Origin of the sequence: Sorangium sp. So ce1036 (assembly GCF_051369805.1) — a bacterium.
Lineage (GTDB): Bacteria > Myxococcota_A > Polyangia > Polyangiales > Polyangiaceae > Sorangium > Sorangium cellulosum_F.
This window is the reverse complement of the sequence record NZ_JBBMOX010000001.1, coordinates 1212339-1239150: the sequence shown is the minus strand read 5'-3', so window position 1 is coordinate 1239150 and position 26812 is coordinate 1212339. Positions and strand designations below refer to the sequence as shown.

The 26812-nt window shown below is 71.6% G+C and carries 19 protein-coding genes; 9 read left to right on the top strand and 10 right to left on the bottom strand.

All coding sequences use genetic code 11. From position 1 onward, the window contains the following. Positions 1–20: 20 nt before the first annotated feature. Both WMF31_RS04490 and WMF31_RS04485 read right to left on the bottom strand, forming a co-directional pair. Positions 21–1532, bottom strand: coding sequence for an ATP-binding protein (locus WMF31_RS04490; RefSeq protein ID WP_436600744.1), 1512 nt, complete (start codon positions 1530–1532; stop codon positions 21–23). 68 nt (positions 1533–1600) lie between these two features. Continuing rightward, positions 1601–3184, bottom strand: coding sequence for an AAA family ATPase (locus tag WMF31_RS04485; RefSeq protein ID WP_436600743.1), 1584 nt, complete (start codon positions 3182–3184; stop codon positions 1601–1603). 498 nt (positions 3185–3682) lie between these two features. Between WMF31_RS04485 and WMF31_RS04480 the strand changes: the two genes are divergently transcribed. Both WMF31_RS04480 and WMF31_RS04475 read left to right on the top strand, forming a co-directional pair. Further along, complete coding sequence (locus tag WMF31_RS04480) at positions 3683–4744, top strand: glycosyltransferase family 2 protein (RefSeq protein WP_436600742.1); 1062 nt, start codon at positions 3683–3685, stop codon at positions 4742–4744. 113 nt (positions 4745–4857) lie between these two features. Then, complete coding sequence (locus tag WMF31_RS04475) at positions 4858–5847, top strand: lysylphosphatidylglycerol synthase transmembrane domain-containing protein (RefSeq protein ID WP_436600741.1); 990 nt, start codon at positions 4858–4860, stop codon at positions 5845–5847. A 96-nt stretch (positions 5848–5943) separates the two neighbouring features. Here WMF31_RS04475 and WMF31_RS04470 read toward each other — a convergent pair whose 3' ends face one another. Next, positions 5944–6591, bottom strand: coding sequence for a hypothetical protein (locus WMF31_RS04470; RefSeq protein WP_436600740.1), 648 nt, complete (start codon positions 6589–6591; stop codon positions 5944–5946). A gap of 106 nt (positions 6592–6697) precedes the next feature. Here WMF31_RS04470 and WMF31_RS04465 point away from each other — a divergent pair, with 106 nt between their 5' ends. The 4 genes from WMF31_RS04465 (at position 6698) to WMF31_RS04450 (ending at position 11767) form a co-directional block, all read left to right on the top strand. After that, positions 6698–8869, top strand: coding sequence for a DUF2079 domain-containing protein (locus tag WMF31_RS04465; RefSeq protein ID WP_436600739.1), 2172 nt, complete (start codon positions 6698–6700; stop codon positions 8867–8869). Further along, positions 8844–9296, top strand: a complete 453-nt coding sequence (locus tag WMF31_RS04460) for a universal stress protein (protein ID WP_436600738.1) — start codon at positions 8844–8846, stop codon at positions 9294–9296. The genes WMF31_RS04465 and WMF31_RS04460 overlap by 26 nt, the downstream gene beginning before the upstream one ends. Positions 9297–9619: 323 nt before the next feature. After that, positions 9620–10834 (top strand): ammonium transporter, encoded by a 1215-nt coding sequence (locus WMF31_RS04455; protein ID WP_436600737.1) that lies wholly within the window; start codon positions 9620–9622, stop codon positions 10832–10834. Between the two features lie 183 nt (positions 10835–11017). Further along, on the top strand, positions 11018–11767 hold the full coding sequence (locus WMF31_RS04450; RefSeq protein WP_129353395.1) for a YebC/PmpR family DNA-binding transcriptional regulator: 750 nt from the start codon (positions 11018–11020) through the stop codon (positions 11765–11767). A gap of 68 nt (positions 11768–11835) precedes the next feature. Here the strand turns inward: WMF31_RS04450 and WMF31_RS04445 are convergent, their stop codons facing one another. Then, on the bottom strand, positions 11836–12627 hold the full coding sequence (locus WMF31_RS04445; RefSeq protein ID WP_436600736.1) for a CPBP family intramembrane glutamic endopeptidase: 792 nt from the start codon (positions 12625–12627) through the stop codon (positions 11836–11838). Beyond that, positions 12624–13925 carry a bifunctional phosphopantothenoylcysteine decarboxylase/phosphopantothenate--cysteine ligase CoaBC gene (coaBC, locus tag WMF31_RS04440; protein ID WP_436600735.1) on the bottom strand — a complete coding sequence of 434 codons (1302 nt, stop codon included), beginning with the start codon at positions 13923–13925 and terminating at the stop codon, positions 12624–12626. Before coaBC ends, WMF31_RS04445 begins: the two co-directional genes overlap by 4 nt. 299 nt (positions 13926–14224) lie before the next feature. Between coaBC and WMF31_RS04435 the strand changes: the two genes are divergently transcribed. Beyond that, entirely contained in the window at positions 14225–14752 is a 528-nt protein-coding gene (locus WMF31_RS04435) for a DUF2007 domain-containing protein (protein WP_436600734.1), read from the top strand. A 48-nt stretch (positions 14753–14800) separates the two neighbouring features. Then, positions 14801–15820, top strand: coding sequence for a tryptophan--tRNA ligase (locus WMF31_RS04430; RefSeq protein WP_436600733.1), 1020 nt, complete (start codon positions 14801–14803; stop codon positions 15818–15820). A gap of 21 nt (positions 15821–15841) precedes the next feature. Here the strand turns inward: WMF31_RS04430 and WMF31_RS04425 are convergent, their stop codons facing one another. The 4 genes from WMF31_RS04425 to WMF31_RS04410 all read right to left on the bottom strand — a co-directional run bounded on the left by WMF31_RS04425 (position 15842) and on the right by WMF31_RS04410 (position 22811). Next, complete coding sequence (locus tag WMF31_RS04425) at positions 15842–17599, bottom strand: VanW family protein (protein WP_436600732.1); 1758 nt, start codon at positions 17597–17599, stop codon at positions 15842–15844. 37 nt (positions 17600–17636) lie between these two features. Continuing rightward, complete coding sequence (locus WMF31_RS04420) at positions 17637–18947, bottom strand: serine/threonine-protein kinase (protein WP_436600731.1); 1311 nt, start codon at positions 18945–18947, stop codon at positions 17637–17639. Between the two features lie 317 nt (positions 18948–19264). Beyond that, the gene (gene uvrC / locus WMF31_RS04415; protein ID WP_436600730.1) at positions 19265–21433 is read right to left on the bottom strand and encodes an excinuclease ABC subunit UvrC; all 2169 of its coding nucleotides are present in this window, start codon (positions 21431–21433) and stop codon (positions 19265–19267) included. A gap of 1123 nt (positions 21434–22556) precedes the next feature. Then, the gene (locus WMF31_RS04410; RefSeq protein ID WP_436600729.1) at positions 22557–22811 is read right to left on the bottom strand and encodes a hypothetical protein; all 255 of its coding nucleotides are present in this window, start codon (positions 22809–22811) and stop codon (positions 22557–22559) included. A gap of 985 nt (positions 22812–23796) precedes the next feature. On the opposite strand from WMF31_RS04410, the gene WMF31_RS04405 reads away from it, so the two are divergent. Beyond that, positions 23797–24252, top strand: a complete 456-nt coding sequence (locus WMF31_RS04405; RefSeq protein WP_436600728.1) for a DNA-binding protein — start codon at positions 23797–23799, stop codon at positions 24250–24252. Positions 24253–25553: 1301 nt separating this feature from the next. Here the strand turns inward: WMF31_RS04405 and WMF31_RS04400 are convergent. Continuing rightward, a complete protein-coding gene (locus tag WMF31_RS04400; protein WP_436600727.1) occupies positions 25554–26810 on the bottom strand; it encodes a DUF2062 domain-containing protein in 1257 nt (418 codons plus the stop codon). Between the last annotated feature and the right edge of the window lie 2 nt (positions 26811–26812).

Genomic DNA, 26812 nt, shown 5'->3' with positions numbered 1-26812 from the left:
GGCGCGCTCTCGTCCCCGGATCACTTGCGCTTCGGGAGCTGCACCACCAGGTGGTCGGTGAGCCACGCCTTGCCATCCGGGTCGGTCTGCGGGACCCGCCAACGACCTATGAGATCCGGCGGCGTCGGAAGGTGCTCGAAGCTGCGGCCCGCGAGGCACGTCCGCTCGTAGGCTTCCGGCCAGCCCGCCGCGTCACGGGCGCCCAGCATCACGGCGATCCCGTGGCGGGTCTCCGAGAGGCGATAGTCGTCGATCTGCTTCTGGATCCCCGCGTTGTGGGCAGCGTCGCGCCAGATCTTGGTCTCGATCAGCGCATGGCCGTCGAGGCCCGGCCGGGTCAGGCGCACCTTGATGTCGGTGAAGCCCGCAACCTGGATGGCCTCCCGCTCTGTCTCGATCCATCCCAGAAGACGCAGCCCCACCGCGATGAGCGAGCTGAATACCTGCTCCTGCAGCAGCCCGCCTTCGCCGTGGAAGTCGCGTCCAAAGCGGCGCAAGTTCGCCAGCACCGCGCAGACATCCTGGACCAGACGCTCGATGGGGTCACCTGAACCCGCCGGGATCTCCGGCAGGTTCAGGATCGAAGCGATGGGCCATGCGATCACAGGATCGGCGAGCATCGAGCCTTCGACCCTCACCAGACCGGCCGCGCGCAGCAGCTTCAGCGCCTCCTCCGGGTCCATGGCGATGTGCTCACCTGCCTGCAAGGCGCACGCATCACGCAGCCGTTGCATCGGAACCGAGCCGGCGTGCTCGCGAACGACCTTCAGCACCCGGAACGGAGCATCGAGCCGCCCGTAGTGCGAGACGGAGGCGTGCACCGATCGAATGAAGCCGTCGTATTTCTCGCGGAACACGCCGAAAATAGTCTCCAGCTCCAGCACGGAGGCGCTGCTTGTACCCCAGAGGTGCTCCAGGCCGTAGGTCACGAGAACCGGGCTGCCCCCGGAGAGCAGGCGAAGCGTCTCCAGGTGGACATCGCTCAGGGGACGCCCGTCGTCCTGAAAGGGCCTGGCGAGCTCCGTGATCTCCGCCGGTCCGAAGGGATCGAGCACGTACGACTCGGCGCGGCTGACGAGCCCGGATCCGAGCTCGGTCGAGAGATAGTGGAGACCAATCCCGCCCGCGAAGACGAGATCGAAGTGTGCGCCGTGTTCCTTCCGCGTGGTCTCCAGCTTGTTGAACCAGCTCCGCGCGAACGCCCCCCGCTCTCCGGCTCCAGCCGTGACGTACTGGTCAGCCTCGTCGAAGAGAACCACCAGCCGCGTCACGTCGCCCTGGAGCACGCGCTCGAGAAGGTCATCCATCCGCGGCGGTGAGAGATCGCGGATGCCGAGCCTCGCCGCGAGATCGTGCACCGCTCCGGCGACGGTTGGTTCCTCGGGAGGATCCGGCACGAGCACGACCCGCGTCCCCGGCGCGTCCTGAAGCTCGCCCCGGATCTGGCGGAGCAAGACGCTCTTTCCGCTGCCGCGGCCGCCGATGACCTTGACGGCAATGCCCTTACGAAGATCCTCCACGATCGATTCCACCAGCGCGCGTCGGGGCACCGGGTGACCTGGGGTGTGGTGCTGCCAGCCGTAAGGGTTGGGCCGCCTCGTCACACCGCCACCCGCGCCTGTGTGGGGAGCAAGGTCCGCACGTACCACGATAGGTGCTTCGGCAGCGCCAGCGTGGCCTCGTCGAGCAAGCCGAAATTCCGCAGCACCCGCATGCCGGAGCTCTGCGATCCGCCTGACCGCTTCACGGCCGCTGCAGGATCATGACTCTCGATGAGATCGAGGAGCAACGCGTAGGCCGCCGAGTACCTCTTCGAGAGCAGCGCGATGATCTCGCGGTCCACGTCCAGCACGGCTTGACGGCCCAGGAAGCGCTCGACAGCCCTCTCGCGATGAGGATCCGTCGGTTCCTTCAGCAGGACCCCCGGCGCATGCAGCCGGACCTCTTCGCGGAGGGCCGAGCCGAACTGGCGGTGCAGCAGCGGATGCCCACCGGTCCACGCGCGGGCGAGCGTCGCCGTCTCGGGCCCCACGGCGAGCCCCACGCGGCGCCCTAGCTTCCGGAGCATCTCCGTGTCATGCGGCGGACGGATCGGTCCGAGCCACATCGGCGTGAGCCCCGCGAGCAGGGGGTTGGGCACCCCATCCAGATGCGGAACCGACAGGTGCTCGGGGTCGCGGCCGATCAGCACGAGCGAGACGGCCCCCTGATGTTGCTGGGACAGGGCGCGCACGAGCCCGAGGAGCCGCGAGATGCCTGGCACCGGGCCAAGGCTGCCCTCGCGCTCGAAGAGGAAGTCGTACTCGTCGATCACGAAGCACAGGCGCATTCCCTCGTCCACGATCGCCTGGGACGCTGACTTCAGGCCGGCGATGCCCTGCTGTGCCGGCGGAACATCAGCGCGGCCGGCCGCGCGCATCCTGCGGCGCAGCGCGGCGAGCAACTCGTCGGCGACATCGTCAACATCCGCCCCATCCAGCCCCTGCGCGTCGAGCCAGATCACGCACGCCTGGGACGCCATGTTCTCCGCGCCTGGCGTCTTGATCCCGCTCGCCGGGTCGAGCCAGTCGGTGACCGCCCGGACCAGCGACGTCTTGCCGCATTTGCGCAATCCGAACACGCCGACGGCGTCGCCGCGGGTGACCCGCGTGCGGAGCTCCATGACCTCCGCATCACGGCCCATGAGCTGGTATCCTCGAACCGGATCACGCTCCTCGAACACGTCGTACGTGGGGAGCTGCAGGCGGAGCACCTCGGAGAGCGGCGGCCAGCTCCGATCCTCGCCGCATACCCAAGCCACGCGCTGATCCCGACCGGGCATCCGATCGAGGCGATCTTTGAGCGGCCGACCGTCGTCGTGGGTGTGACCATCGTCTGTGACGATGACCAGGTTGCCGTCGAGGCGCAGATCCGAGCGCACGACCTCGTCGGCGGCGCGCTGGAGATCCCGCGACTGGACCTCGCCCTGGGCGGCGATGAACAGCAGCTCGGGGGCCAGGCCGAAGCCCTCCTGGATGTGCTGCGGCGGCTTCGCGCGAAGGAGCCAGCTGCGCGGCGCAGCCCGGCGAACATGCGTCAGCTCGAAACCATCCCTCTCGAGCGTGTCCACCATCACGGCACCGAAGTGGATCTCCTCCTCGAAGCCCCGCAGGAAATGCTTCAGCGTCTTCGTGCTGCCGCCCATGCGAAGAGTCTCGCACACGGCATCGACCTCGTCATACTCGCGCCGGTCGCCGCCCGAACCGGTCACCCGACCCGGACAAGCCACGTACATGGCGCACCGTCCGCGCGCCGGGAGGTCGAGCCTGCTCCGGTCCCCGCCGGCACCAGCGAGCCCTCCCCCCGCCCCTGCCGGCTCTCCGCAGCCCTTCTCCGAACCCCTGCCGGCTCTCCGCAGCCCTTCTCCGAACCCCTGCCGGCTCTCCGCAACCCTTCCCTGAACCCCTGCCGGCTCTCCGCAGCCCTTCTCCGAACCCCTGCCGGCTCTCCGCAACCCTTCCCTGAACCCCTGCCGGCTCTCCGCAGCCCTTCTCCGAACCCCTGCCGGCTCTCCGCAGCCCTGCCCCGAACCCCTGTCGGTGACCGACAGCACGCCCTGCCCTGCTTGTCGTCGCGCTCACAGCGACTTTCTCGGTTCAGACGGAACCGCCCGTCCCACCACGATCTGCTATCCTTCGCCGCCGTGATTGTGGACCACCCTCCCACACCTGCCCCACAAGGCGCCCCGGAAGACCGGGTCACGTTCGGGCTCTCTGCCGTCGAGCCGCTCCCCGGCCTCGGGGCGCCCCCCATCGCGCCGGCCCCGGCGGCGGAGCCGTACGTCTCCGTGGTCGTCCCGGGGTTGAACGAGGCGGAGAGCCTGGCCGAGCTCGCGCAGCGCGTGGACCAGGCGCTCCGGGGGCGCTTCAACTACGAGCTCATCTTCGTGGACGACGGCAGCACGGACGACACCTGGGCCGTCATCTCCAGGATCCGCGCGGAGAACCCGCTCGTGAAGGGCATCCGGCTGCGGAAGAACTTCGGCAAGGCGACCGCGCTGACCGCCGGGTTCCGCAAGGCGAAGGGCGACGTGGTCGTCACCATGGACGCCGATCTCCAGGACGACCCGGCCGATCTGCCGAGCTTCATCGCCAAGATCACCGAAGGCCTCGACGTCGTGGTCGGGTGGAAGGTCAACCGCCTCGACCCGAAGAACCGCCTCGTCCTGTCCCGCATCTTCAACGGCACGGTCCGCGCGGTCACGGGCGTGAAGCTCCACGACATGAACTGCGGCTTCAAGGCGTATCGCCGCGAGGTGCTGCGCACCATCCCCATCTACGGCGATCTCTTCCGGTTCATCCCGGCGCTCGCCGCCTGGCAGGGCTTCCGCGTCGCGGAGATCCCGGTGCGCCACCACGCCCGCAAATACGGCAGCTCCCGCTACGGCCTGGAGCGCATCCTGCGCGGCTTCTTCGACCTCCTCAGCGTCATGTTCCTGACCCGCTACTCGAAGAAGCCGATGCACCTCTTCGGCCTCATCGGCCTCGTGTTCGCGGCGGTCGGGGTGACCATCAACGCGTACCTGACCTTCCTCTGGCTCCTCGGGCACAAGATCGGCGATCGCCCGCTGCTCCTCCTCGGCGTGCTGATGATCCTCCTCGGGATCCAGTTCTTCTCGATGGGGTTCATCGGCGAGTTCCTCACGTTCCAGATGCAGCAGCGACACCAGGCGGACGACCCCCCGGTCCGCGAGGAGCTCGAGTGACCCTCGGCCGCTCCCCCGCCCGGCCCGCGGCCACGGCGCCCGGGCGTCCCCCCCACCTCCGGGTCGCCTGCCCCGCCGCGCCGCGCTGAGCGCGCGCGCGGCCCCCCCACGCCATGCGCCGCACCGCCACGCGCGCGCTCGTCCGCCTCGTCGGGCCGATCCTGCTCGTCGTCGTGCTCCTGCGCATCGACGACCGGGACGCGGTGCTCGCCGCGGTCGCCGCGGCCTCGGCCGGCCCGCTCGCGCTCGCGGCGGCGCTGAACGTCGTCAACATCCACCTCAAGGTGGTCCGCTGGGACGCGCTGCTCCGCGCCCGGGGGATCCGCTACCCCCTCCGCCGCGCGTGGAGCGCGTACCTGACGTCGCTCTACGTCGGCATGCTGACCCCGGGGCGGGTCGGCGACGTGCTCCGGATCCGCTACCTGCGCCACGACCTCGGCGTGCCCTACGCGGAGGGGCTCGCCACGGTCGTGATGGACAGGCTGTGCGATCTGTACGTGCTGGCCGGGTTCGTCGCCGTCGGCGTCGCGCGCTACAGCGAGGTCATCGCCGGCCGCCTGGCGTGGCTGACCTGGGGCGGCATCGCGCTCACGGTGCTCGCGCCGCTCGTCCTGCTCGTCCCCGGGCTCGCCGAGCGGGCGCTGCTCGCCGTGTCGCGCAGGATCGCGAAGGAGCCCGCGTCCGGCGCCGAGCCCGACGCCGCGAGCCGCTTCCTCGTGGCCCTGCGGGCCCACGTCGGCCGGGGGCTCCTCCTCACGCTGCCGCTCACCGTGGCCACGTTCGTCGTCAACTTCGTGCAGGGCTACCTGATCGCGACGGCGATCGGCCTCTCGCTCTCGCTGTTCGACGTCACCTGCCTCCTGGCCATCGCCAACCTGCTCGGCCTCCTGCCGATCTCCATCGCCGGCGTCGGCGTCCGGGAGCTCTTCTTCTCGCTCGTGTTCCCCGCGCTCGGCCTCGGCGCCGAGCACGGCGTCACCTTCGGGCTCCTCGTCTTCGCCGTCATCTACCTCGGCGTCGTCGCCCTCGGCTTCGTGAGCTGGCAGCTCGCTCCCCCCCCGAGCGAGCCCTCCACCGCCCCGGCCGACCCGGCCCGCCCGTAGCGCGCCGCGCCGCGGCCCTCGCGCGCCGCGGCCCTCGCGCGCCGCGGCCCTCGCGCGCCGCGGCCCTCGCGCGCCGCGGCCCTCGCGCGCCGCGGCCTAGAGAGACAGGTGCGTGGTGAGGCGCAGGGGCTCGCCGTCGAAGGCCCGGAGCGCGGGCGCGGCGGAGCGGAAAGCGTCCACCACGCAGTCGCCGACCTCGGTCCCGGCGTACGGCGCGTCGTCCCCCAGCTCGACCTCGACGTCGCCGCTCGGCGCGAAGACCACGGTCACGCTCCCCTCCCCGCGCGGGCCGTCCAGCTGCCAGCACGCCTGGGCGTTCAGCTTGCCGCGCTCGATCGCGGCGCCCGCGACCCTGCCGAGGCGGACCCGCTCGGCGTCGAGCCCGCGCCTCGCCGGCAGGAGCATCGCGTGACCCGCGTGCCCGTCGATGCCCCTCGGCGACGCCTCGACGGTGGCCGGGTACGTGATGCTGCGCTGCATGCAGTGCGTGGGGCGCACCACCGCGTAGCCCGTGGCCGTGGCGAAGCCGCACACCGCGAGCGCCACGAACAGGGCGCGCTGCCCGCCGCGGCCGTCGTGCGGGCCGTCGTCGCCCGATCCGCCCCGCAGCCGCTCGATCTCGGCGCGGACCTCCGCGAGCTCCGCGTCCCTGGCGGCGAGCGCCGCATCCCGCTCCTTCAGCTTGGCTTCGAGGGTTTCGATGCGCGCGCGAGCCGCATCGAGGTGATCCCGGTATTGCGACATGCCCCCAGTTTACCGCGGTCCGCGCGCCGCGCCCTGCCCATCCCACGAAAGACCCGTTCCTTGACAATGGGGGGTAGGGTCAAGTAGCCGAGGACCCGCCTCTCCCATGCCCGAACCCCCCCGCAGCAGGCTCAGCAGGACGCTCGCGACGCTCGACGGCGCCGCCGAACGGCTCGCCCGCGCCGTCGTGACGCTGGCGCCGTGGCCGATTTTCTACGGAATGAGCCTCGCCTTGGCGGGCTGGGTCTTCACCCACCCGGGGCGCCTCGCCCAGCTCCACGCGAACAAGCTCACCGAGCTGGAGCGCCGCTGGATGGCCGGCGGCGCCGGCGCCGCCATCGCCGGGGTCGCGCTGGTCTACTTCCTGGTGATGCTCGCCCGGCGGCGCCGGTCGGGCGCGTGGTCCTTCCTGGACACGGTGGGCCGCCTCAACCGCGCGCTGGTCCCCCTGCTCGCGCTGCCGTTCGTCGCCGCGCTCAGGCTCCCGAACATCGAGAAAGACAGCCCGAAGTCGACGCTCTTCTACGCCGCCCTCGCGGCCGCGGCCGTCGGCACGGGCGTCTACGCCTGGGGCCGGCGCCGCCGGCTCTCGCCCGAGCTCGAGGAGGCGCCCGGGGCGGCGCGCGTCGACGTGGCGCGCGCGCTCGCGAGGGGCGCGCCGTGGCTCGCGTCGCTCGTCCTGCTCGCGCTGTGGGCGGGCTACAGCCTCTTCTTCTCGCGGCTCGCGATCACGAACCACCACGCGCTGCACACGCGGACCCCGGATCTCGGGTACTACGACAACATCTTCTACCAGTCGATCCACGGCAACCCGCTCGGCTGCTCGTTCCTCAAGACCGGCTATCACGGCTCCGCGCACTTCGATCCGATCCTCGTCCTGCTCTCGCCGCTCTACCTCATCTATCCGCGGGCGGAGTTCCTCCTCGTCTTCCAGTCCCTGTGGCTCGGCGCCGGCGTCTTCCCCGTCTACCTGCTCGCGCGCGAGAAGCTCGAGCACCGCGGCAAGGCGCTGTTGCTCGCCGTCGTGTGGGCCATCTACCCGGCCCTGCACGGCGCGAACATGTACGAGTTCCACTCGCTCGCGCTGATCTCGCCGCTCGTCGTCTGGCTGCTCTACTTCTACGAGACCGGCCGGGACAGGCTGTACTGGGTCACGCTCGGCGCGCTCCTGCTCTGCCGCGAGGACGTGTCGCTGCTGATGTGCTTCATCGGGCTGTTCGCCATCCTCGATCGGCGGGCGGGCCGGACGCGCGTCGGCTGGGTCACCATCGCGGTGAGCCTCGCGTACTTCGTCGTCGTGAAGCTGTTCTTCATGACGTCGCCCGGCATCATCATGTCGGGGAAGGACGCGTACTCGTACGCCTACTATTACGCGGAGCTCATCCCGAACCGGAACGGGCTCGGCGGCCTCCTCATCTCGCTGCTGACGAACCCCGTCTTCGCGCTCAAGGTCATGCTGGAAGAGCCGAAGATCCTGTTCCTCCTCAAGCTCTTCCTCCCGCTGTGCTTCCTCCCGTTCGTCGCGAAGCCGGGCCGGTGGATGCTCGCCTACGGGCTGCTGTTCTGCCTGTGCGCCTCGCGCGACGCGGTCTTCTCGATCCACTTTCAGTACTCGTCGATCCTCTTCCCCATCGCCTTCGCGCTGACGCCGATCGGCCTGAAGCGGGTCGAGGACTCGGGGCCCGCCGCCTACTTCGGGCTCGACGGCCGGCGCCTGTCGCGCGCGCTGCTCGCGGCGACGCTCGTGGCGAGCGCGCTGGTCTCGTGGAAGTTCGGCGGGCTCGTCGAGAACGCCTCGTTCCGGGGCGGCTTCTCCCGCGTGGCGCGGTCGCTCACGCCCGAGCAGGAGGCGACGTATGCGTGGATCCGCGAGCAGGCCCAGGCGATCCCGCGCGACGCCGTCGTCGGCGCGACGAGCAAGATGGGGCCGCACATCTCGAACCGGATGCGCGCCTACTTCTACCCGGGGTCTCGCGCCGCGGAGGTCGAGTACGTGCTGCTCGACGAGAGAGAGCTCAAGGGCAAGGACCTCTCGCGCCACAAGGCGGCGGTGAAGCGCGGCGAGCTCGTGGAGCTCAGCCGGCGGAAGAAGATGGCGCTGTTCAAGCGGGTGAAGCCGGCGGAGAAGCGGCCGGCCAAGGGCGCGGCGGAGCCCGACGATGCCCCTTCCGGGGAGCCGGAGGAGGAGCTAGGAAAGCCGGACAAGGCCGCCGACGGCGCGCCGCCCGACCCCGAAAGCACCGCGGAGCAAGATGAAGACCCTCCTTCTCGCCCATGACTTCGACGCGACGTCCGAGCACGCCCTGGACGTCGCCATCGAGCTCGCCCGCAAGCTCGCCGCGAAGATCGTCGTGGCGCACGTGTACAGCGTGCCCGTCTACAGCTTCCCGGAGGGCTCGTCGCTGATCCCCTCGGCGGAGGACGCCGCGCGCATCGCCGAGGCGGCGCAGCGGAGCCTCGACGAGGTGCTCGCGCGCCGGCAGCCCTCGGCCGGCGTCGAGCTCTCGGGGGAGCTGCGCGCCGGCGTCCCCGACGAAGAGATCTGCCGCCTCGCGGAGGAGATCGGGGCCGACCTCCTCGTGATCGGGACCCACGGGCGCGGAGCGGTCGCGCGCGCGCTGCTCGGCAGCGTGGCGCAGCGGGTGGTGCGCTCGGCGAAGATGCCGGTCCTGACCGTCCGCCTCCCGCCGCCGCCAGAAGCCTGATCGCGGGCGCCTCGGCGGCGCCCGCGGTGGAGCGGGGGGGCGGGGGGCTCACCTCCGGGGCTTGCGTTCCGGCGAGCCCCTCGCGTGGCTCGCCTCCACTCCAGCCCCTCCGGTGAGCCCCCCGCCCCCCCGCTCCACCGCGGGCGCTGTCCTCTAGAGGGGGAGGCGTCTAGAGGGAGAGGCGTCTAGAGGGAGAGGCGTCAGAGGGGGTTCCATCAGGGATGATTCCGTAGTCGCCGCAGAAATTCCCCGATGTCCCGATAAATGCGTCCGGGTGAGGGGCGGAAACCTCATTGAAACGTCGGGCACGGTACCCCCGTGCCATGAAGATCGACACTGGCGATACGGCCTGGCTCCTCGCATCGACAGCCCTCGTCCTTTTCATGACGCCGGGCCTGGCCCTGTTCTACGGCGGCATGGTCCGCCGCAAGAACGTGCTGGCGACGCTCATGCACTCGTTCGCCGCGCTCGCGGTGATCTCGGTGCAGTGGGTGGCCATCGGGTACTCGCTCTCGTTCGGCACGTCGCACGGGGGGCTCATCGGCGGGTTCGATCATGTGGGCATGCGGGGGCTCGCGGCGCTCGAGCGAGGGACCGTGCCGCACCTCGCGTTCGCGGCGTTCCAGATGATGTTCGCGGTGATCACGCCCGCGCTCATCGCCGGGGCGTTCGCCGAGCGCATGCGGTTCCCGGCGTACCTGGTGTTCATCCTGCTCTGGTCCACGTTCGTCTACGATCCGGTCGCGCACTGGGTGTGGGCGGAGAAGGGCTGGCTCTTCGAGATGGGGGCGCTCGATTTCGCGGGCGGCACCGTGGTGCACCTCGCCGCGGGCGTCTCGGCCCTCATCTGCGCGCTCGTGCTCGGCAAGCGCGCCGGGTACCCGCACGAGCGGCACGTGCCGCACAACCTGACGATGACCCTGACGGGCACGGGCATCCTCTGGTTCGGCTGGTTCGGCTTCAACGCCGGCAGCGCGCTGAGCGCAGGCGGGCTCGCCGCGCTCGCGATCCTCGACACCCACGTCGCCGCGGCGGCCGGCGGCGCCGCGTGGCTGTTCGTCGAGTGGGCGCAGCGCGGCAAGCCGACCGCGCTCGGCGTCGCCTCCGGCATCGTGGCCGGGCTGGTCGGCATCACGCCGGCGGCCGGGTTCGTCTCGCCCTGGGCCGCCACCGTGATCGGCCTGCTCGCCGGCGCGGTCTGCTACTTCGCCGTGATCTCGAAGGAGCGCCTCGGCTACGACGACTCGCTCGACGCGTTCGGCGTGCACGGCGTGGGCGGCCTCCTCGGCGCGCTCCTCACCGGCGTCTTCGCCGAGAAGGCCCTCAACGAGGCCGGGCGCGACGGCGTGATCGCCGGCAACGCCGCGCAGATGGTCCCGCAGATCGTCGGCGTCGTGGCCGTCGGGCTGTACGCCGCGATCGTCACCTTCGCGCTCCTCAAGCTGGTCGACAAGCTGATCGGCCTCCGCGTGGTCGAGAGCGACGAGCGCGAGGGCCTCGACGCGACCGAGCACGGTGAGAGCGGCTATACGTTGTAAAAAATCATAGAAATCCAGGTGCCCGGCGCCCTGCCCGGGTCAGCTTTCCGGATCGGGAAGAGAACTCCGGGCCGGGGCGCCGGTCGTGGTTGCCTCCCCCCGGGCGCGCCGCTAGCGTGCGCCGAATTTTCCCTCCGGGCGCGCGCCGCGTGCGCGCGCCCCGTCATCACGGAGCAGACAGGCATGAGCGGCCATTCCAAGTGGGCCACCATCAAGCGCAAGAAGGGCGCGCTCGACGCGAAGCGCGGCAAGCTCTTCACGAAGCTCATCAAGGAGATCACCGTCGCCGCGCGCATGGGCGGCGGGGACCCGAACGGCAACCCGCGCCTCCGCAAGGCGGTGAACGACGCCAAGGGCCAGGCGATGCCCGCCGACACCATCAAGCGCGCCATCCAGCGCGGCACCGGCGAGATCGAGGGCGCGAACTACGAGGAGATCCTCTACGAGGGGACGGGCCCCGGCGGGACGCTGTTCCTCTGCGAGGCGATGACCGACAACCGGAACCGCACCGTCGCCGAGATCCGGAAGATCTTCGAGAAGAACAACGGGCAGCTCAGCTCCGGCGGCTCCGCGCAGTGGGCGTTCGACAGGAAGGGGATCATCCTCCTCGCGAAGGACGCGGCCACCGAGGACCAGCTCATGGAGATCGCCGTGGGCGCCGGCGCCGACGACTACAGCGACCAGGGCGAGGAGTGGCAGGTGCTCTCCAGCGTCGAGGCGATGGACGCCGTCGTGAAGGCGCTGGAAGACGCCAAGATCGCGGTGAAATCGAGCGCCGCGGGCTACGTGCCCAAGACCAAGAAGGAGGTCGCGGGCCGCGACGCCGAGGTCTGCCTCAACCTGGTCGACGCGCTCGACGACCACGACGACGTGCAGAACGTGTACGCCGATTTCGACGTCCCCGACGAGGAGCTCGCGAAGCTCGAGGGCTGATCGCGCCGCGGCGAGCCCGGCGCGCGGGGGTGGTGCAGCACCCCCGCGGGCGCCGCCGCGCGCCCGCGTCACGGACGCCAGATCGGGAAGCTCACGATCGCCCACGAGAAGAACGCGTGGGCGAAGATCGCCGGCGGGAGGCGCCCATAGAGGTGCACCACGCGCCCCCACACGATGGAGCAGCCGAGACCCGCCGCGACGAGCAGCGGGTTCGGCCCGGCGACCGGATCGCCGAGCAGAAAGAGCGTGGGGGCGTGCGCGGCGGCGAACAGCGCGCTCGACGAGAGCCAGGCGGAGCCGCGGCCGAGCGGGCCCTCCAGCGCGCGCATCACGAGGCCGCGCCAGACGAGCTCCTCGAGCGCGGCCACGACGAACACCGTCGCGCCGACGAAGACGCGCGCGTCCGCGGAGGGGTCGCCGAGCTGGAGGTAGAGGCGGAGCAGCCACGCCTCGCGCGGGGAGCCGCGCGGGGCGAGCACGAGCTGCGCCGCCATCGCGAGGCCGTACAGCGCCGCCGCGACGAACGCGCCGCGCGCGAGGTCGCCCGAGCGCGGGCGGAGCGCGGCGCGGAGCTCGCCGCGCCCGCGGAGCCACATCACGGTGACGGCCGCGAGGACGGCGTAGAGGGCGGTGAGCGCCGCGAGCATGCCGATCGCGCCGGCGCGCTCGGGGTGGAAGGCGTACGAGACGGCGAGCGCCGTGCCGGCGGTGACCGACGCGGCGGCGAGCGCCGCCTCGCGGCGCGTGGCCCGCGGCGGCTCGCGCGGATCGCTCCCCGAGAGGTCGACCCGCGGGGCCGGGCCGGCGTCGCCGCCCGGGGCGGCCGGAGGGGCCGCGGCGCGCTCGTCGCCCTGCCTCATCGCGCGCACAGCCGGGAGACCCGGTCGAGGATGCGATCCGCGAGCGCGGCCTTGGGCAGCACGCCGAGCGCGTCGGCGGCGTCGTGGGTCACGAGCGTCGCGCGGTTGTCGTCGCGGCCGAACGAGTCCGCCGCGTGGTTGGCGACGATGAGGTCGACGCGCTTGCCCGCGAGCTTGCGGCGCGCGTGGGCGATGACGCCCTCGTCCGTGTCGGTCTCGACGGCGAAGCCGACGAGCGCGGGCGGCCGCGGTCGCCCGCCGTCCGCCGCGCCGGCGAGGCCGGCGCGCGCCGCGCCGACCTCGGCGAGCAGGTCGGGGTTCGGCACGAGCGGCAGCGAGGCGAGGTCGGGCGTGCGCTTCAGCTTGGTGGCGTGCTGCTCGGCCGGCCGGTAATCGGACACCGCGGCCGTCATGACGAGCGCGTCCGCGCCGCGGAGGTCGTCGCCGAGCGCTCGCCAGAGGGCGGCGCGCATCGAGAGCGCGCCGCGCACGTCGACGCGGCGGACGCCCGGCGGCGTGGAGAGCGCGACGGGGCCGGCGATCAGCGTGACCTCCGCGCCGCGCGCCGCGGCCCGCTCGGCCACGGCGAAGCCCATCTTGCCGGTCGATCGGTTGCCGAGGAAGCGCACGGGGTCGAGGTCCTCCAGCGTCGGGCCGGCGGTGACGACGAGGCGGAGCCCGGCGAGGTCGCGCGGGGCGAGGCGCGAGAGCGCCGCGGCCGCGATCGCCGCGGGCTCGGCCATGCGCCCGAGGCCGCGCTCGCCCGAGGCGACCTCGCCGAAGACCGGGCCGATGAGCTGCACGCGGCCGTCGGCCTCGAGCGTGGCGACGTTCCGCGCGGTCGCGGGGTGGGCCCACATGCGGGGGTGCATCGCGGGCGCGGCGAGCACCGGCCCGTTCGCGCACAGGGCGAGCGCCGTCACCAGGTCGTCGGCGCGGCCCGCGGCGAGGCGGGCGAGCACGTCGGCCGTCGCGGGCACCAGGAGGACGAGGTCGGCCTCGGCGGCGAGCGCGACGTGCAGCTCGCCGGCGAAGCCCGGGTCCCACATCGTGTCGCGCACGGGCTCGCCGCAGAGGCCGCTGAGCGTCATGGGCCCGAGGAACTGCTGCGCCGCGCGCGTCATGATCGGCAGCACGCGCGCGCCACCCTGGATCAGGAGCCGGGCGACCTCGGCGGCCTTGTAGGCGGCGATGCTGCCGGAGACGGCGAGCGCGACGGTCGGCCGCGCGCGGCCGGCGGCCGGGGGTGCGGGGACATCCGGGGGAGGCGCGGGAGAGGACGGCGTTCGGCCTGGCATGGCGCAGATGCAAGCATGGGTCGGGGAGCCGCTCCGCGGCCCCCGGTCAACCTGGGTCGGGCCCCAGGTCAACCTGGGTCGGGCCCCAGGTCAACCTGGGTCGGGCCCCAGGTCAACCTGGGTCGGGCCCGGTCAACCTGGGTCGGCCCGGTCAACCTGGGTCGGCCCGGTCAACCTGGGTCGGCCCGGTCAACCTGGGTCGGCCCCGGTCAACCTGGGTCGGGGAGCCGACCCCGCACCGTGGCACGAAAACGGCCAGCCGTACACGCTCCGCCGCGGGCGGATGCTAGCCTCGCGAGGTGCGCTCTTCCGACAGGGCCCGGGACCGCACCCCGGTGGGCTCCGAGCGGCTCGTCACGGTGGCGACCTACAGCAGGGCCTTCGAGGCGCAGATGGGGCGGTCGGCTCTGGCCGCCCACGGCATCCGCGCCTTCATCGCCGATGAGCACGCGGCGACCCTGAACCCCCACTACATCGGCAGCGCCCTCGGAATCCGGCTCCAGGTGCCGCTCGCCGATCGCGAGAGGGCGGCCGAGATCCTGAAGACGCCGCCCGTCGACGACGAGCACGGGCTCGACGAGGAAGACGAAGCGGCCGAGCTCGATGGCCCGAAGTGCCCCGCGTGCGGCGCGCGCTACGCTTACCGCGAGTGGTCCCCGGGCCAGCTCGTCCTCCTCGTCGCCCTGCTCGGATTGCCGCTCCTCGTCCTGAACAAGCGATGGCACTGCCGCAAGTGCGACGCCTACTGGGCGCCGCAAGCGGCCGCGCCGAGACGCGGGAACCCCTACCGGGCGCCGCGAGCGACGGCGCTCCGCCAGAAGAGATAACCGCACGCGCCCGGAGCTCGTGACGAGCTCCAGAGGAACACGACAACGATGGCACGCACCGTCCTGACCGGCATCAAGCCCACCGGAACGCCGCACCTCGGCAACTACGTGGGCGCGATCAAGCCGGCGCTCGCGCTCGCGAAGGCCGCCGCCAGCGCGCTCTACTTCGTCGCGGACTACCACGCGCTCACCATCATCCACGACGCGCGGAAGCTCCGCGACTCGGTCCAGGAGGTCGCGGCGACATGGCTCGCGCTCGGGCTCGACCCCACAAAGGTCGCTTTCTACAGGCAATCCGACGTCCCCGAGACCTTCGAGCTCGCCTGGATCCTCTCCTGCTTCACGGCGAAGGGGCTCATGAACCGCGCCCACGCCTACAAGGCCGCTGTCGCCAGGAACCTGGAGTCCCGCGGCGGCGCCGCCGGCGTCGACGACATCGACGACCTCGACGCGGGGATCAACCTGGGCCTTTACAGCTATCCGGTGCTGATGGCGGCCGACATCCTCCTGTTCAAGACGAACGTGGTCCCCGTCGGCAAGGACCAGGCCCAGCATATCGAGATCGCCCGCGACATCGCGCAGCGGTTCAACGCGATCTATGGCCCGATCCTGGTCCTGCCCGAGGCGCGCATCGACGCCGACACCGCGGTCATTCCTGGCCTCGACGGCCGCAAGATGAGCAAGAGCTACGACAACATCATCCCGCTCTTCTCGCCGCCGGAGAGGCTGCGCAAGCTCATCTTCAAGTACAAGACCGACTCGTCTCCCCCGAGCGAGCCGAAAGATCCGGACACCTCGACGCTCTTCCACCTCTACCGGGAGTTCGCGACGCCCGAGGAGACCGAGGCGCTCCGGGGCCGCTATCGCAGCGGCATCGGCTGGGGCGAGGCGAAAGAGGCCGTGTTCGAGGTGCTCAGCCGCACGCTCGAGGAGCCGCGGCGGCGTTACGCCGAGCTCATGGCCGATCCGGCGCGCGTCGACGCCTTGCTCACGGAAGGCGCCGCGCGCGCGAGGGAGATGGCGCAGGGGACGATCCAGGAGACGCGCAGGGCGGTCTTCGCGCGCTGAGCGGCGCTCTCCGCGCGCCGGTCAGCCGTCCTCGCTCGTCTTCCGGCGCCGCTTCTTGCTCTTGCTGTCCTTCGCCCCGTCGGTGCCGGAGCCCCGCTTCTCCCGGGCCTCCGCCGCCCCCTTGCCCTCGGCGGGCTCGCGCGCGGACTGCATCAGGGCGGTGCCCTCGGCGGGCAGGGCGTCCTCGCCGCGCGCGCGGCTCCCCTCCCCCTCGGCGCCGTCCTTCCCCTTCTCGCGGTAGGTGCCGATCCCCGCGCGCTCGGTCCAGCCGCGCATGCCGGTGAACCCGGGCTCGCGGCTCTCCACCGTGCCGCCGCCCGGCTCGGGGCCGGTCGCGCCGGGCGTGCGGATGTCCGGCCCCTGCGTGACCACGAGGTACTCGTCCGCGAGGTACTCGGGGTGATTGTCGTCGGTCGCCTTCACCTGAAGATCGCGCGGGCCGCTGCCGACATGGATGATCTGCGTGGTCGGCGGATAGCTGTCGCTCCACTTCTCCCGCACCGCGTAGGCGCCGTCGCGGACGACCCGCGAGCTCGTCGTCTTGAAGCCGGGGATGCCGCGCTGGGCGAGCACCCGTGTCCCCTCAGGCAGCTTCGGCGTCGGGCGCTCCAGCTCCTCGAACGGGACGACCTCGTCGATGCGGCGGAAATACGTGACCGTGTGCCTTCGCGACGGGCCGAGGATCTCCGCGCGCACGACGCCGCCGGCGACCGTCTCGTGGAGCACGATCGGGAAGTCGAACGGGTTCCTGAAGCGATAGTTGATCGTCGGATAGACGACCGTCGCGTCGAGGCCGAGCTTGATGTAATAGCTCGGGCGGGAGTGCGGGTAGCGCTCGACGATCTCGAGCCCCGCGAAGAACGCGGCGCCGTGGAGCGTGCCGGAGATCTGACAGGTCCCGCCGCCGAGCCCGTCGACGAGCTCGCCCTGGGCGATGACGGGGGCCACGCGGTAGCCGTGCGCCTCGTCGCGCGGGCCGACCGTCTCGTTGAAGTCGAAGATCTCCCCCGGCAGGACGACCACCCCGTCGAGCTTCGAGGCGGCGAGCCGGAGGTTGTACGTCCTGTCCTTCGCCCTCGCCGAGGTCGAGTAGCGCGTCTCGAAATAGCCGAGCACCTGGTCGAACTCGACGTTGCCGAGCTGCGCCGCCACGAGCTTGGGCGTGATCGTCTCGACGCTGGCGATCGCCCGGTCCTCGCCCGCCCGGAGGGCGGCGTCGATCCGCGCGAGCGTGCCGTAGACGTCCAGCCGATACCCGATCTTCTCGGGCTTGAGCTTCCGCTCCTGGAGGTCGACGTAGGCGTCGACCGCCGGCGCGTCGAGCTCGACCTTGAGGTCGAGCAGCTTGCTGATCGCCCGCTCGGAGTCGAGCAGGAGCGGGATCGGGATGTCGAGCGGCGCGTCCTCCTGGTCCCTCCGCTCGTGCGCGCGGCGGAGCGCGCTCTCCGGGCGGAGCGCCTCGCGGACGAACTCGGCGAGGCGGACCCGGTTGATCTCGACGCCGAGGTCGTTGCGGCGGATCGCGCGCTCCGAGCCGTCGGGGAGCACGATCCGGAGCTCCCCGGTGGCGTAGCGGCGCACCAGATCGAGCGCGTTGGCCAGAATGTCGCCGGTGGTCGGCACCGGCACCTCCGCCACGCGGAGGACCGGGGGCGGCTTCGGGGCGTCCTCCGGCGGCGGCGGCGGGAGCACCAGGTAGGTGATGACCAGGCCGCTCGTGACGAAGATCGCCACCAGCGCGGCGAACCGCCAGAGCTCCGGCGAGCGGCGAAGATCCATGCGAGGGCGGCCATCTTGGAAAGCGTTCGCCGAACCGTCAAGCAAACGCCGAGGGGGCCGGCGCCGCGCACGTCGCGCACGCGGCCCGGAGGCGCGGCGCCTCGATCGACCCCTCCCCGTGCGCGGGGCCGCCGGCGGGCGGCGCGTCGCCGCGCAGCGCGGCCCCCACGAGGTACGCGCCCACGAGCGCCACGGTCACGACGAGCACCACGAGGCCGACGGAGGCGAGGGCGGCGCGAGGGCGCCGCGCCGATCGCCCGGGCGGGGGGGCGTCCCGCACGGCGACCGCGGCGCGCGGCGCCGCGTGCCCGGGCCGGGCGGCGGCCTCCGAGGAGCTCGGCGGGGGCGGCGCGTCGTCCGGCTCGCCCGCGCGCTCGCGCGCGATCTGCATCGCCTCCTGGATCGCGGCGCGACGCCGCGCGCCGCGCTCGCCGAGCAGATGCCGCATGAGCGCGGCGAGCTCATCCGCCGCGGCGAAGCGCCCCGCCGGCGCCGCCTGCTCGATGGCGCGACGCAGCTCGGCCATCGTGGCGAAGCGCTCGTCCCTCGGCTTCGCGAGCGCCTTCATGACGACGCGCTCCACGCTCTCCGGGAGCGCGGGGGCGATGGAGCGCGGCGGCTCGACCGCGGCCTTGTCGCAGATGCGGCGCAGCGTCGCGGGCTCGTTGTCGGCGAGGAAGGGGTGCTTGCCCGTCAAGAGCTGATAGAAGACGATCCCGAGCGTGAACACGTCGGAGCGCCGATCGATCGGCGCTCCGCTCGCCTGCTCCGGCGACATGTACGCGAACTTGCCCTTGACCTGCCCGACCTTCGTGCGTTGCAGGTTCGAGGCGGCCTTGGCGACGCCGAAGTCGACGATCTTCACCGAGCCGTCGTAGCCGACCAGGATGTTTTGCGGCGAGACGTCGCGGTGGACGAGGCCGACGAGCTTGCCGTCGCGGCCGCGCAGCTCGTGCGCCGCGTGCAGGCCGAGGGCCGCCTCGGCCACGATGCGGAGCGCGACGGGGAGCGGCATGCCGCCGCGGGCCTTGCTCTCGCGGAGAACCAGGTTGAGCGGCTCACCGTCGATGAGCTCCATCACCTGATAGAGGACGCCGTCCTCCTCGCCGACATCGATGGTCTCTGCGACGTTCGGGTGGTGGATCTGCGAGACCAGGGTGGCCTCGTCCAGGAACATCGCCTCGAAGTCGCGGTCGTCGCTCAGCTCGGCGCGCATCAGCTTGACGGCGACGATCCTCGGGAGCTGCCCGCTCGTCCGGGCGGCCCACACCGAGGCCATGCCCCCGAGCGCGATGGGAACGAGGAGCTCATAGCGACCGAGCGTGTGGCCAGCGCGTACTTCTCCCATGGTGCTCACGTGCCGCGTAACCCCGAAACGAGGCACTCCCCGCCGGGAATCGTGCCCGCCGAGCAGGGCCTGCATGAGGACGGGCCGCACGAGGCGCTCGATGATCCGGGCTTGGCTCTTGATCGATGACAGACAGTGGACGCCCGGATCGCAGCCGGCCGCCCGGTCTCAGAGCGTCGCAGAGAACACGCCCTCGCTCAACCCGGATCGCTGTTCAGGTACAGCGCGATCTTGCGACAGGACGTCGAGACTGGCAAGCGCGCGCGAGCTCACGCCATGAGCCGCGCGCCCGGGCGATGCGGCACCACGGCGCGGCGCTAGGAGAGCGCTTCGCCTTCACCATCCGGCGCGCCTGACTCCGGCGCGCCTGACTCCGGCGCGTCGGAGGGAGCCGAGGGATCGGGCGCCGGGATGACCTTGCGCAGCGCGGCGAGGTGACGCTTCTTGACGCCCGTGACCGCCAGGATCTGGGCGTCGGTCGCGCGGCGCACGCCATCGAGCGAGCCGAGCTCCCGGAGGAGCGCCGTCCTCACGGCGTCGCCGAGCCCCGGGATGTCCTCGATCTCGGAGCGGAGGCGCCGCGCCTTGCCGAGCCGCTTGCGTGCGTGGTTTGCGAAGCGGTGCGCCTCATCGCGGGCGCGCGCCAGGAAGAAGAGGGCGGAGCTCGTGGAGCGGAGCGGGATACCGTTCTTCTGCCCAGGCAGGTAGACGCGGTCGACGAGCTTCTCGCCCGTCTGCGTCTCCCGCTCCTTCGCGAGCCCCACGATCGGCAGATCGTGCAGACCGAGATCGTGCGCCGCCGAGAGCGCGACCTTGAGCTGGCCGCGGCCGCCGTCGACCACGAACAGATCCGGCAGCTCCCACTCGGCGCCGCTGGACGGCGCGCTCCTCGGCGCTTCCTGCTCCGCGCCGGCTGGAGGCGGCGCTGCGACCGCATCGGCGGTCTCCGTCATCGCCGGAGCGTCGCTCGCTCCCGAGAGGGCCGCCTCGTCGACGGGCGCCTCGTCCCCCGGCGCCTCGCCCTGGGCCGCGCCGGGAGCGCCGGTGGCGGCGGCTTCCTCGTCGGCGCTCCGCTCGCGCCGGCCCGCCGATCGAGCCGCCTTGCCGCGGCGGAATCTCCGCGCGAGCACCTCATACATGGCGGCGTAGTCGTCGCCGTCGGCCACGCTCTTCACGTGGAAGCTGCGGTAGCGCTTCTTGTCCGGCTGACCGTCGAGGAGCGCCACGATCGATCCCACGGTGTCGCCGCCGCCGAGATGCGAGATGTCGCAGCACTCGATGCGACGCGGGAGCGTCGGGAGGCGCAGGCGCTCCCTGAGCTCCTCGAGCCGACCCTCGAGATCGTCCGAGCTCCTCTGCTTCTCCCGGAACGCGTGAGCTGCGTTCTCGCTCGCCATCTTGAGCAGGTCCACCCGAGGCCCGCGCTGAGGCACGAAGAGCGACACCTTGCGGCCGCGCCGGTCGCCGAGCCACTCCGCCACGCCCTCGGCGCCGTCGGGCAACAGCGGCACGAGGACCTCATCGGGGATCGTGGTGGACGCGACGCCATAGTACTCGTTCAGGAAGCCGCCGAGCACCTCGTCGTCCGGCAGCTCCATGTTGCGGAGCGAGAAGGACAGCGTGTCAATCACGCGCCCCTGGCGCACCAGGATCACCTCGACCTCGACGAGCGTCCCTTCGCGGTAGAGGCCCACCACGTCTTGGTCGACGTCCTTCACATAGACGACGCGCTGGGCCTCCCGCACCGCCTCGACCGCCCGGAGCTGATCGCGGTAGATGGCCGCGCGCTCGAACTCGAGCTCCCGCGACGCCTCCCGCATTCGCGTGGTGAGCTCGCCCGTGAGCTCGTCGTGACGCCCTTCGAGGAAGAGCGCGACCGAGCGGACCATCTCCTTATAGAGATCGCGGTCGACATCCATCACGCAGGGCGCGAGGCACCGCTTGATCTGGTACTGCAAGCAGGGCCGCCGGCGCGACGCCATCTCGGCGTCCGAGCAGGTGCGGAGCTGGAAGTGCTTGTTGACGAGGTGGAGCGTTCGCCGCGCGCTCGTCGCCGAGTGGTAGGGGCCGAAATAGCGGGCCTTGTCCGGGGCGGGGCGGCGGACCGTCTCCAGCATCGGCCACTCCTTCTGCAGGTCGAGCTTGAGGCAGAGGAAGTCCTTGTCGTCGCGCAGCTTGACGTTGAACCGCGGCTTGTGCTGCTTGACGAGCTCGTTCTCCAGTACGGCCGCCTCCTTCTCGGTGGCGGTCACCACCGTCTCCAGATCGGCCACGATCTTCCGGAGTATCGGGATGAAGTAGCGCGCGTCGCTCCCGCCCTCCTGGAAGTAGCTGCGGACGCGCGAGCGCAAGCTCTTCGCCTTGCCGACGTAGACGACGTCGCCCGACTTGTCGATGAACAGATAGCAGCCCGGCTTCGTCGGGAGCGACGCGAGCTTGGCTGCGAGGAGGGCTTCGGAGTCCTGCTTGGCGCTCGGGTTGACCACGGCCGGAAGGATCTAGAATTCGCCCGCGCCGGCAGCAAGCGCCCGATCACGGCGCTGCCTTCCGGAGAGCGCCGGCGCGGTCCACGCCGGTGGGGCTCTCCTTCTTGATGGGGCGCCCGCGTGTCGAGAAACGCCGGGTGGCGACTCGCGAGGGGGGACGCCGCACGCCGGGGAGCTCACCTCCGGGGCCTGCGTTCCGGCGAGCCCGTTTTCTGGCTCGCGTGCGCGCAAGCTCCTCCGGTGAGCACCCGGCGTGCGGCGTCCCCCTCGCGAGCGACGTCGCGCACCACGGAGGAGACACGGAACGCCCGGGGCGACATCGCGAGCGGGTCGCTCGGTCAGACGCGCGACCGCCCCACCGCCAATCAGACGAGGTCCGCCAGGTGAGCACGCCGGTGAGGCCCGGCGCGAGGAATGCAGACGAGGTCCGCCAGGTGAGCACGCCGGTGAGGCCCGGCGCGAGGAATGCGCGGCTCCCTCATGATCACGCGCGCGCTGGCCGCCGGCATGGTGTCCTTGTCCGCGCGCGGGGAGCCCGTCGTGATCACGGCGGCGCCGCCTCGCGCCGCTCGCCAGCGACCGTGTGGTGGTGGCGCAGGCGACTCGGGTGATCGCTCGCCGCACCGACAGGACCGCGAGCGGGGAGCCCACGAGCGGGTAGTGAGCTCGGGACGAGGGCCTCGCGCCCAGCAGGTCAGGCATGGAGCGCCCCCGCCTGGTGGCCTCGCGGGCCGACCGCGTCTTCGCCTCGGTCGCAATCCGGCGCGACTCCTCCTCCCCCATCGCGCCCAGTCCGTCTGGAGCTTCTTGGTCTTGAGAGAGGCCGCCCGCTGTCGAGCAGGGTTGCCCATGCGCGTCATCGGTGCCCGCTTGTCCTCGCCGTAGCTGCGCTTCGGGTTCTCCCCGCAAGCCATCTTCAGCCCGGCGGGCGCCGCGGTGACGAGCATCTGGCGAGGAGAGAGGGGCGGCCGGAGCTTCATCGTTACCGCGCACCCTCCAATCAGGTTGCCTGAACCCGAAAGGACTTGTATGGTCGTAACACCACCAGCGACTGCCCGTTCGATACCAGGACCCTGTGGCCAGAAGGCATCGGCGGACTGAACCTGCGGCGCCACCGATCCCGTCAACGGGCCGCCATCTGCTGCCGTTCGCGACCGTCGCTGCCGTCCAGGTAGGCCTCTGCGCCTGGCGTCGGGTAGCCCCCGAGGTGGGAGCGCGAGTCGATCTGCCGAGGAGAGACGAACTGTCCAGCAGCGTCCACCACCACCGCCCCGCTCGGGGGAGCGATGTCGCCTTCGGCGGCGGCGGCGGTCTTCGCCCCCTGGAGCAGGAGCGGGCCGCGGCCGATCGTCACCGTGGTGCCCAGCACGAGTGTCACCCCGCGAATCACGATGCTCGGCAGAGCAGGAGCGCCGGCCTCGCGACGTCCCGCGAGGCGACTTCCGGCTTGCGTGGGCGCCTTCGGGGTCTCGGGTCCGACGACGGGTTTGGGAGACACGGGCGGAGGCTGGGCAGCTTCAGCACAGCCGCAAAAAGATGCACCCAGACAAAAGGCGAGGTGGCCTCCGGGCGGCAGCATGGGAGGGCGCTCACGGCGGGAGCCGCCGCGCCGAGCCGCCGGAGGGATGTGCTGGCAGGTGTGCGCGGCAGCGCTCGTGACTTCGACAACGCCGGAGGGCAAGGCGACGGCCGACACGTCGCGGGCGATCCCGGAGAGCCGCTCGGTCCGGGGACGAAACACCGGGCATGCAGATACAGCACCGGGGCAGGGCGGAATGCAGAAATGAAAGGCATGTGCCCCTGGACAGCGCGCGGGTGGTGGGCCGGAACGGCGACCTCGGCCATGACACCATCCCTCGTCGAGGACTGCGGGCCGGGGGGACCGGGCTCCTCCAACCGGCCTCGGGCCGAGCGCGCTGCGCGGCGCGGCGCGGCGCTTGTGTCCGGAGCACAGGAAAGGCACTCGTCATGGGAATGTCGCTGGCTCCCCTCGGTTGGCGGCCTGGCGGCGGCGCGCGGCGCCCGGCGTCGAGGGAGGCGCTCAGAGCGGCGCAGAGCAGAGCACGGCGCTGTCCATCGGACCCCCTTTTGGGCCGGGGCAGAGCCTGGCTTCGCGGAGCGAAGCCATCTGGGCCTGGCCTCGCGGAGCGATGCCGCCTGGGCCTGGCTTCGCGGAGCGATGCCGCCTGGAAGGGATGGTGGCTGGAGTCCGGCTCGACCGGTCGCCCCAGCACCCCATGAGCCGACGGGGAGCGCGAAGGGGGCTTCCCGAGGCATGTTGAAGGGACACCTCTCGAATTATTTTCAGTCGTGATGCTGATCAGCAGTTGACAACTCTAGCTATTCATGGGACGCGAGATCCAATGAGCAACGTCGAAACCGAAATCAGAAGCCACGTTGATACATTCGTCTCTCAACTGAGCGCACTTGTCCGCAAAGCGGCACTCGAGGCCGTCGCCGACGCCCTGCGCGAGGGCCAGCCGGTCGCTGCCGGCGTTGCCGCGCCGCGCAAGGCGGGAGGCCGGGCCAAGGCCGCTCCTCCGCCGCCTGCGGAGGTCAAGAAGGCGGCGGGGCGCCCTGCGCGCGCCGCGAAGCCTGCCCGCAAGAAGGGCGAGAAGCGCTCGAAGGAAGAGCTCGCCGCCATGACGCAGAGGGTCCTGGAGCACATCCGCGCCAACAGCGGGCAGGGCGTGGAGCAGATCGCCAAGGATCTGGGCACCACGACCAAGGAGCTGACCCTGCCGATTCGGAAGCTGCTCGTCGAGAAGAAGATCACGTCGAAAGGAGAGAAGCGGGCTACCAAGTACTTTTCCCGCTGAGATCGACGGCGGTCCCCTCCAGGCGGGTCCGGCTGAACAGGCGGGTCCGGCCGAACCCGAGGTCGACGTCCAGCCTCTCCCTGCTTCCAACGGGGGAAATCGTGGCGAGCCAGGAGCTCTCCACCTCGCCGCCGATACGTCGTACCTCGGAGCGGAGCAAGCTCCGCAGCCGTACACGCCTCAGGTCTCTCCTCAGAAAGGCTCCTCCAGCAATCACTCCTCCGCGTAGCAGCGCGGAGGAGGCAGCTCGCGCGAGGCCTCTGTTCTTGCCGCTCTACCGAGCGGATCCGCCCGGCGATACGGCGGCCGCTGCCCCCCTCCGGCAGCGTGTCGCCCTCTGCTGCCCGGGACGCCGCCTCGCCTACCGTCATGCCCCGGAGGATCCTGTCTCCCTTCGAGCCGGGGAGGACGACACACGGCCAAGAAACCACAACCCATCGTGGGGCCCAATCGGGGAGCCACCATATCTGGCGCCACGTCGCCCGCGAGTTCGTCCCTGGTTCCGCGAGGACCACGGTAGGCCCGAGGAGCCCCGGCGCGTCGTGCGGCGCGGGGAGGGTCGATGTCCGGGCCCACTGGCCCTCGCGTCCGGCGCTGCCGGGGCGCGAGGGCTCAGGCAAGTTCGGCAAGGTCCTCGCGCAGCGCGACGAACAGGGTCTCCTCGGGCCGGGCAGCTCGGCAAGACCTCCTGCGCGACCAGCGCGTGGGCGGCGCGGTACCGGCGCCGGCGAGCCGCGGGGCGGGCGGGAGTGCGCCTCTGGTAGAGCGCGATCGGCGTGGCGCGCGGAGGTCACGCTCGCGAGCGCGCTGGTCGTTCCGCTCCAGCCTCTGTGGCCCTCGATGGCGCCTGGGCTCCGCGGAGCCATGCTGCGTCCCCACCCGACCCAGAGGCCAACACACCTGCGCGGCCATCGGAACGAGGACGCCCCAGGCGGATGCGACGAAGTTGCGCTACCCGGCGAGCACGCGCATGTCTCCAGGAGGATCCCCTGGAGGTCGCCGACCGCCGTCGAGGAGACAGGAGCGCGGGCCGCGGGACCGCGCCAACGGCCTCCGGCGACAGGCATGGTCTATGCCATCACGGAAGCGCCCGCTCGATACCGCGCCTTGTAGAAGAGATGAAGGGGCCTCGCGAGATCAACCCACCACGCCGGACGGGTTCTGACGGGCTTGGCGCTCGCCCCCTCGGCGTGACGCTGGTGGCAGAGTCCGAGCGCTGGAGCTGCGTTCGATGACGACGTCCGCCGAGGGCGGCGCGCCAGAGGCGCATCGAGCGTCAGGGGAGGGCGTGCGACTCGGGGTCAGCGACGCGCTCGGATCGCGACGATGAGGACATTCGAGAAAGGCGTTTTTCCCCAGGCCGGCCTCGTCTCGCAGGTGAAGCCGAGCTGCTCGAGGAGCGCCGCGATCTCCCGGGCAGGGCGGAAGCGCACGCGCTCGCCCCGGTTGAATCGAAGCGCCGTGAAGATGCGCTCCTCGAGGAGCGTGATCGAGCTCCTCAGACCGCGCTCGGTGTCCGCCTCGCGGACGAGCAGGCGCCCTCCGGGCCGAACGGCGGCCGCTGCCCGCCGCAGGATCGCGTCCTGCTCTTCCACGCGGAAATAGTGGAGCAGGTCGATGAGCAGCACCGTGTCTGCCTCTCCCAGCTCCGCCTCTCGCGCGTCTGCGCACCAGAACTCCGCGGGCAACGGCGGGGCGCCCCGGGGAGCGCGCTGCTCGCCGGAGGGACCGGGCGACTCCGGCGACGAGGGCGCCGGGCCGGCCGACGTCCCACCTCGCGCGCGGAGGGCATCCTCTATCTTGGCGCGGTCCCAGTCGAACCCGCGCACCCGCGCGGCCCTCCCCAGCTCGAGCAGGAGAATCGGCAGCTGGCCGGCCCCCGTGCCGATATCGAGGACCTCCCCCAGCGCGCCGGGGCGGTCGCCGGCGACGTCGGCGATCAGGCGCGCGACCGGATCGCCGAGGAGCTTGAACCGAACATAATGGAAGCGGGTCCGCTGCGCCGGCGTCGCGCCATCGGGCGGGCTGTACCTCGCGGCGACCCGCTCGACCGCGTGGACCCAGGGCGGCGCGTCGTCGGGGAGTCGATACGGCTCCACCCCGCGGCCCTGCAGCAGAGGGGCGCGGCGCCGCTTCAGCGCGACGACGGCGAAGATCAGGCCGCCGCCGAGCGCGGCGAGCGCGAGCCCGACCACGGGCGCGCCGAGGAACATGTACTCGGGAAACTCGGATAGCGCTTGCGCCCAGCTCATCTTCTCGTGGAGGCGCAGCCAGCTGCCCGTGCGGAGGTACGCCCCGACCTGGACCTCGGCCGTGAGCAGCGCTGGCGCGAACAAAGGGTTGGAGATGTTCGCAGCGACCCAGGCGATGGCTGCGTCCAGACGAAACCACAGGCAGAGGAGGAGGACGAGCGGCGTGTGACAGCCGAAGATCGGCTGCGATCCGATGAACAGACCGATCGCCACGGCCACCGCCGTCCGCCCGGCGGACAGCTCGCTGCCGCGGAGCTCACGCCACGCGCGGCGCGCCTCCTCTCGGAGCAGGGAGAATCTTGCCAACG